Genomic DNA, 14,258 nt, shown 5'->3' with positions numbered 1-14,258 from the left:
TTATCTTAAAAATAAATAAATTAAAAAATATTTCAATGGATTTATAAAAATTATAAAAACATCGCTATGATACTTCCTAAAATCAGCAAAGGCCCATTATAAAAAATAAAAGTAGGAATACAAGTATCTTTTATATGATCGTGTTGCTTATCTACACTTAATCCCACACTCGTTCCCATCGTCGTTTCACTTGCTGGACTTCCTGCATCTCCTAAGGCCCCTGCTACTCCTAAGATAAATATAATAAGTGCTGCGCTAAAACCAAGTTCTAAACAAAGCGGACAAAAAAGTGTAGCTATGATAGGAATAGTCCCAAAAGAAGTACCTATACCCATGGTAATAATAAGACCTATTAAAAGCATTAAAAATACCGCTAAAAATTTATTTTCTTGCATCCAAGGCACTACGGAATTTACAAGCTCATTTACAGCACCGCTTTGTTTTAAAACTTCTCCATAACCCGCTGCTACAAGCATAACAAAAGCGATAAAGCCCATTAATTTAAGTCCATCATCAAAAATATCATTGACACTTTTATATTCAACTCCGCCCAAAATCACCATAGAAATAAAGCCCAAAAGCCCTGATAAAGGTAAATTCATCGTAAAAATTTGTAAAACCAAAGTCAAAATAAGCCCTACTAAAACGCCCCATTCTTTGCGTCCCATTTTGATATTATCAAAATCCATTTTTTGAATTTCTATTTCTTGATATTCTCTTGGTTTTCTATAAAATACAAAAAGCGCTAAAAAAAGTCCTAACACCATACAAATAGCAGCATAATACATCGCATTTGTTACATCTGCTAAGTTGACATTAACCCCATTTTTTTCCAAATTTTCTCTTAAAAGATCTTGGAAGTTAAGTCCAAAACCTATAGGCAAAACCATATAAGGTGTCGTAAGTCCAAAGGTTAAAGCACAAGCAACAGCCCTACGATCGATTTTTAATTTATTAAAAAGACTTAGAAGTGGTGGGATTAGCAAAGGAATAAACGCCACATGAATAGGAATTAAATTCTGCGAAAAACAAGAAATCAAAGCTATGGACAAAAGTAAAAGATATTTTTTATGAGAGATAAAACGACTGACTACCTTAATCAAATAAGCTGTTAAATTTGTCCTTGAAATCGCAGCAGCAATAGCACCTAAAAGTATATAACTTAAAGCGGTTTTTAAATTTCCCTTCATTCCGTCGATTAAAATACTCATAGTTTCCATAATCTCAATATGAGAAAAAATTCCAGCAACTAAAGCAGAAATCAAAAGACTCAAAAGTACATTAAAACGAAATAAACAAAGTAAAGTCATCAAAACTACACTGATGATGATAGGATTTGTAAGCAGGGTCAAAATTTTTCCTTGTGAATTTATAAAAGCTTAATTCTAAAGAAAAATTTTTTAAAATGAGATAAAAATTATCAATGAATTAATATGTAAATCTTAGTAACATTGATAAATATATGTTACTTTTTTTCATATTTAAGATAAAAATTCTATTATTACACAAATTTTTAAAATAAAAAGCCTTAATTCATTGAATTTTTTGTTATATTGAATTATAAACATTGAAAGGAGTACTCATGAATTTAAATGCGGAGCAAAAAAATGCTGTTTTGAGATTTAAAAAGTTTGTTTCTTTTAGAAACAAAATATCGCTTAACCTATCTTTGATAGTGCTTATTTGTTACTATATCTTTGTTTTAGGTATAGGACTTATGCCTGAAATTTTAGGGTATAAACTGGGTCCTAGTTCCATCACGCTTGGTATTATGGTAGGCATTGGCCTGATTTTATTGTGTATTATTTCCACAGGAATTTACACTTTTATCGCAAATTATTTTCTTGATAAAGAGCAAGAAGAAGTGATTAAAAGCTTGGAAAATGAAGGGTTGCTTGATGCGTTAAAAGATGGAAAAATCAATTATAAGGAGCTAGTATGAAAGTCTTTATATTTTTAAGTTTAATCTTTAATTTAGCTTTAAGCGCCGGTTTTGATCTAGGAGAAGTTCATCAAAAACCTATAAATATAACTGCTGTTAGTATGTTTTTAGTCTTTGTTTTAGCTACTTTGTTTATCACCTATTATTCTAACAAAAAATCCAAATCCAAAAGTGGATTTTATACCGCCGGAGGAAATATCACAGGAATGCAAAATGGTGTAGCTATAGCGGGGGATTATATGAGTGCGGCAAGCTTTCTTGGAATTACCGCTTTAGTTTTTACTAATGGCTTTGATGGGCTTATTTATTCTATAGGATTTTTAGTGGGTTGGCCTATTATTTTATTTTTAATTGCAGAAAAATTTAGAAATCTTGGCAAATTTACCTTTGCAGATATTACCGCTTATCGTTTAGAAGCTAAGCCTATACGCGTTATATCAGCTATTTCTGCTTTAAGCGTTATTATCTTTTATCTTATTGCTCAAATGGTAGGAGCAGGACAACTCATACAATTGCTTTTTGGTTTACCTTACACTTTTGCGGTTGTTTTGGTCGGAATTTTAATGATTTGTTATGTAACCTTTGGAGGAATGCACGCAACCACTTGGGTGCAAATCATCAAAGCCATTTTACTTCTAGCAGGGGCTACTTTTATGGCTGTTATGATTTTATACCTTACGAAATTTGATTTAAAATATTATTTTGATTTAGCCATTTCTCATCATCCAAAAGGTGAAAACATAATGAAACCAGGGACTTTTTTGCCTGATACCGTATCAGCTCTTTCTTTAGGCTTGGCTCTTATGTTTGGAACTGCAGGTTTACCTCATATACTTATCCGATTTTTTACCGTAAAAGATGCTAAAGAAGCTAGAAAGTCAGTATTTTATGCAACAGGATTTATAGGGTATTTTTACATACTTACTTTCATCATAGGCTTTGGTGCTATAGCGCTCTTACTTGGTAATCCTCAATTTACTAACGCTGATGGAAGTTTTAATGGGGCTAGTAATATGATAGCAGTTACCTTAGCTGATGTTTTGGGTGGAGATGTCTTTTTAGGATTTATTTCAGCAGTAGCTTTTGCTACTATTTTAGCAGTCGTTGCAGGACTTGCGATTTCAGGTGCAGGAGCTATAAGTCATGATTTATATGTCAATGTTATCAAAAAGGGTGATGTCAAACATGAAGATGAAATGAGAGTTACAAAAATCGCAACTATAGCTATAGGAATTTTTGCTATTTTGCTAGGCATTGTCTTTGAAAAACAAAATGTTGCTTTTACCGTAGGACTTGCTTTTGCTATTGCTGCGAGTGTAAATTTTCCTATACTTTTACTCTGTATTTATTGGAAAAATCTTACCACTAAAGGCGCTTTTTGGGGTGGACTTATAGGACTTATAGTCGTTCTTGCTCTTGTGATTTTAAGCCCTAGTATATGGGTAAAAAGTTTTGGTTTTAGTGAAGCTATTTTTCCTTATGATCATCCTGCTTTATTTTCAATGCCTTTAAGTTTTATACTCATTTATATCATTTCAAAATTGGATAATTCTAAAAGAGCTAAAAAAGATAAAGAAGGTTTTGAAGCACAAGATTTTAGAGCTCAAAGCGGTGTGGGAGTAAGTGAAGCTGTGGCGCATTAAACAAAAAAAAGCTTTTTTACATTTAGCACAGAAGCTTTTTTAAATTTAAACCAGTAAATATTCTCATTAGAAAAGTATTTTAGGACTTTACTTAACATAAAGTCCTTTAGAGTTTATCTTTATTTGTAGTTTCTACCCAAATACTCACCTAAATACTGCAATTCTTTATCGCTGATTTCAGTTTTACGGAAAAACGGCATTGAATGTTTACCATAACGCAAAAAAAATCGTTACCAAATCAGGGCTTAAATCCGTTCTATCTTCTAAAAGCGCAGGAATTCCTTGATCTTTATAAAGAGCTGAAAGTGCGTTTGTCCCAGCATTCCCTCGCCATGACATGCTATACACCACTTACTATAAACTTGCTGTCCCTTTCTTTGATTTGCATTTAATTTTTTACTATCAACGCTTGAAAATGCTGCAGGGGATCTTGGATTGTTTGGAATATACTCATAAACACTTATAGATTCACCCTTTGGCAACCATTCTTTATCCTTAGCATTTAAATTCAGCAAGCAAACAAATAAAACAAAAAATAAAGCGATTTTTTTCATTTTTCTTTACCTTCTTTCATTCTTAATGCGTCGCGTTTGTTATTAACAAAACGCTCATCTCTTAAATTTTTAGGCCAAATACCTCCACGACCAGGTGCTAAATTCCATTTGGATCAATACAATCTTTAAGCTGCTCATTAAAGCGGCGTAAAATATGATTGTTATAAGAATACGCACCCATTACATCATCTTGGAAAGTTGGAGCTGCGCGATAATCTCCCCATCCATGTTCTGCAGCAGTTTGAACCATTTGACGATACATTTTACGCACTTTTAATTGTGTGCTTTATCGGTTCTTGAGTTATTAAAGGCTAACATAAAGCAAAATGCACGATACATCCAACTTCTAGGATGCGAAAAAGGTGTTATAGGAGATTCTTCCCCAAATTCTCTAAATAAATTCATATACACTTCTTGGCATTTTAAAAGTTCTTTACCATCGCGTGGAATAATAGGTGAAAACCATACATGCCCATCACTTGGTTCTAAAACCTCACCTCTTGTGCTAAGCCAAAAAATTTCCATATTTGGAATTCCAAGAGTAACCTTATGTTTAAGCTGCTTTTTTTGCTCCAAATTCAAAGGTAAACTAAATTCTTGAACGATAGAAATATCTACACCTTCAATGATTTTAAATCTTTGCTTGATATATTCTAAATTTGCATAGCACACTTCTTTACAGCCATAAACTGAAACATCGATATTCCAATAAGGGATTTTATTTTTCAAAGCATAATTTTGAATTTTATCCATATCAGGTAAGCCATTTTTACTTGTAAGATAGCCTTTTAACTCCGCATTCATCGGTTTTCCATAAGGTGGATTTAATGGACTAAAATACTGCGGCCAACCCACAATAAAACTATCCTCAAGATAATTTAAAATTTCAACCGCTGGGATCAAATCCTCGCGTTTTTTCATTTTTATAGATAAAAGCATATAATGCTCTGGTTTTGGCATCATCCAAAAGCCCATTTTTGTAACGATACCGAAATTAGATTGTGAAAAAAGTCCATCTACATAAGGACCATAGCCTAAATTCTTACCTGTGGAAATAGGAAAAAGAGGAATTTTAAATTCATTTGCTATTTTAACTATAGCTTGAACTTCTTCCACATTTTTAGGTGCAAGCGCTAAAGAAGGGATAGGTTCGTCATCATCATCCCATTGCGGGCTATACGCATCTCTATAAAGATCTAAATCCTCTTAGGTTTTAAATACCCACTCTTTACCCAAAGCTTTTTCAAATTTTGCTACTGCAGCTGTAAAATCACTTTGCGAAACATTTTTTGGTAAAATTATAATTTAACTCCTTTTGGTGCCAAAATCCAAGTATAAAAATCACCTTGTTTTTTTCATATGCAACACGCATACCATAATCCGCCGCCATAGTGCGGATCACAAAAAAAGTTGTCCCACTACTCACACTTCCAATGAGTGCTTTATTTTCAAAAGCTTCTTTAAGTTGTGAGTAAATATTGCTGATATCTTTTTCAATAAGTAAAATTTCATCCGCGTTAATGAAATTTCCTTGATGAGGAATTTCACTATCTTTGATAAAATATTTCACTTGTTTAGCTTGAGAAAATTCCAAAAAAGAAGCATTCAAACCAGAAAGACAAACAGCACTTAAAGCCGTAGCTTTTAAAAAATTTCTACGCGAAACTTCTAACATGAATTAATCGTTTTAAGTATTTAGTATTACAAATTATAAATCTATAAATTTAAAAAATAATTTGAGTAAAGATAAAATATGAATTATTGTAACAAAGTGTGAAATTTTTAAACAAAAAGATAGAATTTAGTGTCAAATTTACAATCTGACACTAAAAAATTTTTACACATCCAAATGTTTTACATCTTTAGCATGTGTTTGGATATAATCGCGTCTTGGTTCAACCTCATCGCCCATGAAGAGATTAAAAGTATCATTAGCACTTTGTGCATCTTCGATAGTGATTTTTAAAAGTCTTCTTACGCTTGGATCCATAGTTGTTTCCCAAAGTTGTTCAGGGTTCATTTCACCCAAACCTTTATAGCGTTGGATATAAGCACCTTTTTTGGCATTTTTTTCTACTTCATCTAAGATATCTAAAATATCTTTTTCAAAGCTCAAATCACGATCTTTTATTTTATTAAAGATATAATTTGCCTCTTCATAAAGAGGGTGTGAAAATAAATCATCATTGATGATAAGTTCTTCCAAACCATTTTCAGTTTGCACATAAATGCGAATTTCATTTTCATTGATATAATGATTTAAAATATTATGCCCTTCTTTTTCCAAAAAAGCTTTAATGATTTTAAAAAGTTCTTCATTATTTTCTTTGATAAAGTCAGGATTTTCGATCAAATATCTAATCACAGAAATCACATTGAAACGCTTTTTAAGCTCATTTAATACCGAGCGATAAGCGGCAACGATTTTTAGAAAATCTTTTAAATCATTTAAGCCAATTCCTTCATAATTAGAACTTTCAATACCTGTTTCGATGAGATAATCATTCAAAGCTTTTTCATCTTTGAGATAAATTTCTTTCTTTTGACCTTTTTTATAGCGGTAAAGCGGTGGTTGGGCAAGATAAATGTGTCCATTAGCCACAAGTTCATTCATAAAACGGAAGAAGAAAGTTAAAAGCAAGGTTTGTATATGTGATCCATCAACATCCGCATCTGTCATGATGATGATTTTATGATATCTTAGTTTTGAAAGATCAAAATCCTCACCTATACCACAGCCAAAAGCGGTAATCATATTTTGAATTTGCTCAGATTTTAAAATTTTATCTAATCTTGCTTTTTCAACATTTAAAATTTTACCACGCAAAGGCAGTATAGCTTGGAAAGATCTTTCTCTACCTTGTTTTGCAGAACCTCCTGCAGAATCCCCTTCCACAAGATAAATTTCACTTTCACTCGGATCTTTACTTTGACAATCAGCTAATTTCCCTGGTAAAGTTCCTACACTCAAGCTTTCTTTTTTACGCGTTAATTCTCTTGCTTTTTTTGCTGCTTCTCTTCCTCTAGCTGCCATTAAAGCTTTATTCATAATAGCTTTTGCTTCGATAGGATTTTCTTCAAAATATTTACTAAGATATTCAAAACTTGCTTTTGAAACTATAGGACGCACATAAGAAGAGCCAAGTTTTCCTTTAGTTTGTCCTTCAAATTGAGGTTCAGGCACTTTTACACTTACTACAGCGATAAGTCCTTCACGCACATCATCGCCTGTGATTTTAGAGTCTTTTTCCCTAGCACTAGCATTTGCTTCTATGTAGTTGCTAATCACTCTTGTTAAACCCATTCTAAATCCAGCTTCATGCGTTCCACCATCAGGGGTTTTGATATTGTTTACAAAAGAAAGCAAGTTTTCGCTATAAGTATCATTATAAAGCAAAGCTACTTCTACATTTACATCTTCTTCATCTACGCTAAAAAATATAGGTTTGGTTAAAGCTTCTTTTTTATTTAAATCGCTAACAAATTGTGAAATTCCGCCCTCAAAATGAAAACTTTCACTTTTGCCTACACGATTATCTTTAAAATTTATAGTGATTTTTGGATTTAAATATGCAAGTTCACGAAATCTTTTAGCCAAAATATCATAATCAAATTCTGTTACTTCAAAAATTGTATCATCAGGCCAAAATTCTATGGTGGTTCCTGTTTTTTTGCTCTTTCCTATAACACCAAATTCACTGATGACTTTACCTTCTGAAAATTCTTGGCGATAAATTTCTCCATTTCTTTCAACCGTAGCTATAAGTTTTTTAGAAAGTGCATTTACGACTGAAACGCCCACACCATGCAAACCCCCTGAAACTTTATAAGTATCTTTATCGAATTTTCCCCCTGCATGAAGAACAGTTAAAACAACAGTTAGGGTTGGCATATTTTCAGTTGGGTGCATATCTACAGGAATTCCACGACCATTATCGCTAACGATGCAGCTTCCTTCGGTAGTGATTTCTATATCTATAGTATCACAATGTCCTGCCATTGCTTCATCGATAGAATTATCCACTACTTCATAAATCATATGATGAAGTCCGCCTATATTGGTATCTCCTATATACATACCTGGGCGTTTTCTAACAGCTTCTAAGCCTTTTAAAACTTTAATATTACTCGCACCATAATTTTCTTGCATATTTTTCCTTTTAACTCAAGATTTTAAGTTTTTATAAAATCATAGGCATGATAACCATAGATAAGCCTTGAGAATTTACTACAAAGGCTAAGTTAGGTTCATTTACACTTAAAGTGAATTGTTCTTCTTCGATTGAAGTTAAGAAATCAAGTAGGTATTTTATCTTGATATTAAGATTAAATTCTTCACTTACTCCTGTTTCGATTTCAAGTTCGGTTTTTGCTTCCATATTGTCTAAGCTTATACCTTCAAAGATGATTTTATCTTTGTTGAAATGAAGTTTCATTTTTTCAGTTACAACACTGATTTTTTTAAGACTATCTATAAAATCTTCAGTTGAAAATTTAAGTTCTTGTTTGAAAGTTTTTGGGATAACTTTTTCATAATCAGGGAATTTATCATTGATAAGTTTTGTAAAGAATTCAAAATTATCATTTTTAGCGATAAGCATATTTTCATCATAATAAATTTCGATTTTCTCATAAAAAAGTTTTTGCATTTCCATGATAGCTTTTTTAGGAATGCTGATGTGAAATTCTTGATTGTTTGTTTTTTCAAGAGTATAAACTGCAAGGCGTCTTGTATCGGTTCCAACGAAATTTATTCTATCTGTTTTTATATCTAAAAATGCACCATTTAGAGAATATTTAGGGTTGTTAGTATCAATGCTTGGTAGAATTTTTTTAAGAGATCTACTTAAATCACTTGAATCAATGTCAAATTGGTTTTTACCTTCTGTTTTAGGGAAATTTGGAAAATCTTCATGATTAAACATAGGAAGTTTGTATTTTGTACTTTTTTGTCTTATAAATAAAAAATTATCTATGGTTTCTAATACCACTTCTTCATTGTTTAAACTTTTTATCACATCGGCTATGCTTTTTGCATTTGCAGTAGCAAATCCACCGCTTTCTACGCGAATTTTTCTTATTTTATAGTTTATCCCTATTTCAAAATCACTCGCTCTAATGATAAGTTTATCCTCATCAGCTTCAAAAAGTAAATGTGAAGTGATGGTGCTAGAATCTTTTTTTTCTACATAGGCATTACATAAAAGTACCGCTGATTCAAGGGTATTTTTATTGATACTTAGTTTCATTTTTTCTCCTTGGCTTTATTATATATAATTTAAATTCATTGTAATAATAAGACTATTGAAATTGTGAAATTCTTTAGCAAAAAATTATTAAATTTGTATTTTACCATATTTTGCTTAATTATATTTTTTCACATTTTGCTTTTTTTCTTTTCACATTTCTTCACTTAACTTTGACTTTTTGTAAGAATTTTGTTTTTTAATTCTTCGATTTTTGTTTTTATTTGCTCATCATCTTCCATGAGTTCTTTTATTTTTTTCACACTATGTGAAATAGCTGTGTGATCTTTCATCACAAAAAAGTTAGCAAGTTGTGAAAAAGTAAGGCTTGTAAGTTCCCTTGCTAGGTAGATTGCTATGCGTCTTGCAGTAACGACATTTTGAGTTTTTTTGCTAGATTTCACATCGCTTGGTTTGATGTTAAATTCTTTACAGATCAAAGATAAAATGTCTTCTATGCTTATATTTTCTTTCTTTTCTTTGATATGATCTTTCATCACGCTTTTTGCTAGCTCAAGGGTGATTTCTTGTCCAAGTATGTTAGCATAAGCATTTAAGCTTATGATGATACCTTCTATTTCTCTTATATTATCCCCTAAAGAAGTGGCGATATAATTAATGATATCATTAGAAAGATTGATATCATTAAATTCGCATTTTTTGCGTATGATGGCTATTTTTGTATCCAGTTGAGGTGGAGTGATATCTGCTATGATACCATGAGCAAAACGACTTTTTAAGCGTTCGGTGATACCTTTTAGCATATTGGGTGGGTTATCACTTGTCATGATAATTTGCCCATCATTATTTTTAATCTCATTAAATATAAAGAAAAACTCTTCTTGAATTTTGTCTGTTTTTCCTAAAAATTGCACATCATCTATGAGTAAAACATCACAATTTCTATATTTTTCGTGAAATTTATCTAAAGAGCCATTTTTTAAATTTGAAGTAAAATCATTGATAAAATTTTCACTCGTAGCATAAATCACTTTTTTTCCCATTTCCAAACTTGCATTTCCCACAGCTTGAAGCAAGTGCGTTTTTCCAAGCCCTGTAGGCCCATAGATAAAGATAGGATTATAAAGTTTTCCCAGTTTGTCTTTTTGTGAGATAGCTTTACAAGCTCCATAAGCGTATTTGTTAGAATCCCCCACTACAAAGCTTTCAAAAGTAAAAGAAGGATTTAAAATCGTACTTTGCGCCTTGATATGAGCGATATCGATTTTAGTGCTTTTGTTGCTTTGTTTAGCACTTTGTGCTTGTATATTTATGATGGCTTTATTTCCGCTTTGCACTTCATAAAAATGCGCGATTTTTTTGCCGTATTTTGTTTGTATGAATTTAGCCATGAGTTCATTTGGAGCGTTAAAAACTAAAAGATCTGCTTTGCTTTGTTTTTCGTTGAATTTTAAATTTGATAAATAGTTTTCGTATTCGTTTTCACTTAATTCTTTTTTTAAATTTTCAAGTATTTGGCTTGGATTCATAATCTCTCTTTAAATTTTGCATAATGTATAAATTTTATCTTAAATTTTATAAAAAAAGGTTAAAATCCGCTTTTGTATTTTATTTTTCAAAAGGTATGAATTTGAAAATTTTAGGTATAGATCCAGGTTCAAGAAATTGCGGTTATGCTATCATAGAAGCCAACAAAGGAAAAAACATTCTCATAGAAGCAGGACTTATAAAGATAAAGCCAAGTACCTTACAGTATCAAATCACAGAGCTTTGTGAGGGTTTGGACTTGATTTTTAAAAATCATTCTTTTGATGAGGTGGCTATAGAAGATATCTTTTTTGCTTACAATCCAAAAACCGTTTTAAAACTCGCACAATTTCGCGGAGCCCTATCTTTAAAAATTCTTCAAATTCATGGAGATTTTGCAGAATACACTCCCTTACAAGTAAAAAAAGCCGTTACAGGAAAAGCCAAAGCAACTAAAGAACAAGTTGCTTTTATGGTAAAAAGGCTTTTAGGACTTAGTAAAGATATCAAGCCTTTGGATATCACAGATGCTATTGCAGTAGCTTTAACCCATGCAGCAAATTTAAGAGTTAGGGTGTGATTTTAGTAATTTTTATTACACAAAAGCCCAAAGCTTCATAAACTCCTAAAATACCTTTAAATTTTTTCTATAAATTTTTAAAAAATTCATAAAAAATTTCAAAAGTTGGAACAGAACTTGCTTGTAAACTTCACATAAACGCAAAAGTTTTTTAAAGCCAAAGCGTTAAATTTTTTAAAGCAATATTTTATAAAGGATTTAAGATGATGAGATCACTTTGGTCTGGCGTAAGCGGACTACAAGCACATCAAGTTGCGATGGATGTTGAAGGTAATAACATTTCAAATGTTAATACCACTGGTTTTAAATACTCTCGTGCAGATTTTGGAACCATGTTTAGCCAAACTGTGAAAATCGCTACAGCTCCAACTGATGGAAGAGGCGGATCTAATCCACTTCAAATCGGTCTTGGCGTTTCAGTAAGTTCTACAACTAGAATTCATTCTCAAGGTTCAGTTCAAACCACAGATAAAAACACTGACGTTGCTATAGATGGTGATGGTTTTTTTATGGTGAGTGATGATGGTGGTCTTACAAACTATCTTACAAGGAGCGGGGATTTTAAACTCGATGCTTATGGAAATTTTGTTAATAATGCAGGTTTTGTTGTCCAAGGGTGGAATATCAACTGGGATGATCAAACTATAGATAGTTCAAGAACTCCACAAAATATTTTTATCGATCCCGGTATGCATATCCCTGCAGCAAAATCAACCGAAGTAGCCATCAAAGCGAATTTAAATAGTGGTTTAAATATAGGAACAGCAAGTCGTCCTATATATGGACTTGATTCTATACATGGTTTTAATAAAAAAACAGGTGAAACTAAAGATGAAAATGATACAGGAACCACTCAGTTTTATACGACTTCTAAGAATTCTGTAGAAGTAACTGAAAAAGGCGTTGATGCTGGAGCTTTATTTAATGCTAATGGTACAGGTTTAAATTTAAGAGAAGGTCAAGGAATTTGGGTATCTTATGCAGATGCTAAGTTTAGTACAGCTGGAGCTGGAGCTGGAGCAAATCAAGGTAATAATGGTGTTTTTGATCCTAATCAAAAAGTAAATCAAAATCCTGTTATATTTTGGGGACATGAGCAAAAACCTACAACTTTGGATATTACTCTAAATGGAGTTCATATACAGAATACTTCTATAAAAAGCTTAGATGAAGCTATAGCTTATATCAATACCTTTACTGCACCAAATGATACAAGAGATGGAACAGGGGTAAGAGCGGTAAAAAAAGCAGATGGTAGTGGGATTGATTTTATCAATGACAATGCTGATGGCACTACAGATAACATGAAAAATATAGATTTACAAGTTAATGCCAATAATTCAGCTGGAGAACTTATTAATATAAGGGTTGCTGGTAATCCCGCAGATTTTGATTGGAATAATATCAATTTAAGACCTGCTGGTAATCCTATAGTGAATGGTGCTGGAAGTGCTTGGATAGCAGGAACTGCTGCTCAAAATCAAGATAGAATACAAATAGTAACAGCACATAAATATATTTATAGCTCTACTCCTCAAACTTTACCACCTTTGTATAATCCTGATGGTGGACACACTTGGAATCAGGCAAATATAAATACTCCTGGTACTCCTGAAAATAATTATCAATTAGCTATGAATGGTTCATTTTTAACTACAACACCAAGGGTTTTTAGAACTACAGAGGACTTAAGAGAGCTTTTACAGAGAGATGCTAGGTATGGGGTGGATTATGATGGAAGCGGTGGATTTGAAGTTACAGGTGAAGATGTAAATGAAGGTGTAAGTGTTGTTATTACAGAAAATGGAAATTTTTCTATAGCAAATCCTAATGTTGCAAGTAATCCACCAGCTGGTATTAATAATCCAAATAGAACAACACATAATATAAATTTTAATGTAACAGCCTATAGTAATAAACAAGGAACTGTAAGCACTAATGATGCTTTTACTAAAATTTTTAAAGCTTTTGATGGAGTTTTAACAGTCGGGGGTCAGATCAAAGAAAGTGAGCAACTTAAGCTTTCTGCTTTTTCGGCGGGGCTTGAAATTTATGATTCTTTAGGTTCAAAACACACTTTAGAAGTGCAGTTTGTCAAGCAAAGTACCACTCAAGATGGGGGTAATGAATGGCAAATGATTATCCGTGTGCCAGAACCTGCTGAGATTAACACTACAGGTGAAGGACCAAACAATATTGTTGTAGGAACAGCAAGATTTAACAATGATGGCTCTTTGGCTAGTTATAATCCTAAAACTTTAAATTTTTCACCAAATAACGGTGCCGCACCAAATCAACAAATCAAACTTTCCTTTGGAACAAGTGGAAGCAATGACGGCCTTGTAAGCTCAAATTCTGCTTCAACTCTAACAGGACAGGCAACTGATGGTTATACTTCAGGTAACTTAAAACCTGATGCTATCCGTGTGGATGATAAAGGTAATATCTTAGGTGAATTTACTAATGGCAAAACCTTTGCTGTAGCAAAAATAGCAATGGCTTCAGTGGCAAATAACTCAGGTCTTGAGGAAATTGGTGGAAATCTTTTTAAAGTCACTGCAAATAGTGGTAATATCGTAGTAGGTGAAGCAGGAACAGGAGGTCGTGGTGAAATGAGAACCTCAGCTCTTGAAATGTCAAATGTGGATTTAAGTCGTTCTTTAACAGAGCTTATTATCATTCAAAGAGGTTATCAAGCAAACTCAAAAACCATTTCAACGAGTGATCAAATGCTTCAAACTCTAATCCAGCTTAAACAATAATTTAAGCTTAGTATTCTATAAAATATTGTTTTTTGCTCCCTTA

12 protein-coding genes are annotated in these 14,258 nt (G+C 32.3%); 4 read left to right on the top strand and 8 right to left on the bottom strand.

The features are described from left to right. Positions 1 to 50 precede the first annotated feature (50 nt). On the bottom strand, positions 51 to 1,352 hold the full coding sequence (locus KAR67_RS05965) for a Na+/H+ antiporter NhaC family protein (protein WP_002797292.1): 1,302 nt from the start codon (positions 1,350 to 1,352) through the stop codon (positions 51 to 53). A gap of 230 nt (positions 1,353 to 1,582) precedes the next feature. On the opposite strand from KAR67_RS05965, the gene KAR67_RS05960 reads away from it, so the two are divergent. Both KAR67_RS05960 and KAR67_RS05955 read left to right on the top strand, forming a co-directional pair. Then, the gene (locus tag KAR67_RS05960; protein WP_002787440.1) at positions 1,583 to 1,942 is read left to right on the top strand and encodes a DUF485 domain-containing protein; all 360 of its coding nucleotides are present in this window, start codon (positions 1,583 to 1,585) and stop codon (positions 1,940 to 1,942) included. Continuing rightward, positions 1,939 to 3,585 (top strand): cation acetate symporter, encoded by a 1,647-nt coding sequence (locus KAR67_RS05955; protein WP_002785504.1) that lies wholly within the window; start codon positions 1,939 to 1,941, stop codon positions 3,583 to 3,585. The genes KAR67_RS05960 and KAR67_RS05955 overlap by 4 nt, the downstream gene beginning before the upstream one ends. 263 nt (positions 3,586 to 3,848) lie before the next feature. Here the strand turns inward: KAR67_RS05955 and KAR67_RS05950 are convergent, their stop codons facing one another. The 7 genes from KAR67_RS05950 to dnaA all read right to left on the bottom strand — a co-directional run bounded on the left by KAR67_RS05950 (position 3,849) and on the right by dnaA (position 10,875). Continuing rightward, positions 3,849 to 4,139 (bottom strand): cytochrome c, encoded by a 291-nt coding sequence (locus KAR67_RS05950; protein ID WP_002798903.1) that lies wholly within the window; start codon positions 4,137 to 4,139, stop codon positions 3,849 to 3,851. Positions 4,140 to 4,236: 97 nt separating this feature from the next. After that, positions 4,237 to 4,401 carry a hypothetical protein gene (locus tag KAR67_RS09690; protein ID WP_002826931.1) on the bottom strand — a complete coding sequence of 55 codons (165 nt, stop codon included), beginning with the start codon at positions 4,399 to 4,401 and terminating at the stop codon, positions 4,237 to 4,239. A gap of 11 nt (positions 4,402 to 4,412) precedes the next feature. After that, positions 4,413 to 5,255 carry a hypothetical protein gene (locus KAR67_RS09685; protein WP_002829346.1) on the bottom strand — a complete coding sequence of 281 codons (843 nt, stop codon included), beginning with the start codon at positions 5,253 to 5,255 and terminating at the stop codon, positions 4,413 to 4,415. Between the two features lie 154 nt (positions 5,256 to 5,409). Continuing rightward, positions 5,410 to 5,814 carry a twin-arginine translocation signal domain-containing protein gene (locus KAR67_RS05940; protein ID WP_002779927.1) on the bottom strand — a complete coding sequence of 135 codons (405 nt, stop codon included), beginning with the start codon at positions 5,812 to 5,814 and terminating at the stop codon, positions 5,410 to 5,412. A 162-nt stretch (positions 5,815 to 5,976) separates the two neighbouring features. Continuing rightward, positions 5,977 to 8,289 (bottom strand): DNA topoisomerase (ATP-hydrolyzing) subunit B, encoded by a 2,313-nt coding sequence (gyrB, locus tag KAR67_RS05935; protein ID WP_170876436.1) that lies wholly within the window; start codon positions 8,287 to 8,289, stop codon positions 5,977 to 5,979. Between the two features lie 31 nt (positions 8,290 to 8,320). Continuing rightward, positions 8,321 to 9,388 carry a DNA polymerase III subunit beta gene (gene dnaN / locus KAR67_RS05930; protein ID WP_002779379.1) on the bottom strand — a complete coding sequence of 356 codons (1,068 nt, stop codon included), beginning with the start codon at positions 9,386 to 9,388 and terminating at the stop codon, positions 8,321 to 8,323. A gap of 164 nt (positions 9,389 to 9,552) precedes the next feature. After that, positions 9,553 to 10,875: a chromosomal replication initiator protein DnaA gene (gene dnaA / locus KAR67_RS05925; protein ID WP_060786271.1), complete on the bottom strand. Its 1,323-nt coding sequence runs from the start codon at positions 10,873 to 10,875 to the stop codon at positions 9,553 to 9,555. A gap of 95 nt (positions 10,876 to 10,970) precedes the next feature. Between dnaA and ruvC the strand changes: the two genes are divergently transcribed. Then, on the top strand, positions 10,971 to 11,453 hold the full coding sequence (ruvC, locus tag KAR67_RS05920) for a crossover junction endodeoxyribonuclease RuvC (protein ID WP_011050020.1): 483 nt from the start codon (positions 10,971 to 10,973) through the stop codon (positions 11,451 to 11,453). A 203-nt stretch (positions 11,454 to 11,656) separates the two neighbouring features. Then, positions 11,657 to 14,215, top strand: a complete 2,559-nt coding sequence (flgE, locus tag KAR67_RS05915; protein WP_192801065.1) for a flagellar hook protein FlgE — start codon at positions 11,657 to 11,659, stop codon at positions 14,213 to 14,215. Positions 14,216 to 14,258: the final 43 nt, after the last annotated feature.

Source organism: Campylobacter sp. JH32 (genome assembly GCF_017846535.1).
GTDB lineage: Bacteria > Campylobacterota > Campylobacteria > Campylobacterales > Campylobacteraceae > Campylobacter_D > Campylobacter_D coli.
The sequence above is the reverse complement of the archived record's forward strand: the minus strand, read 5'-3'. Positions and strand labels throughout refer to the sequence as shown.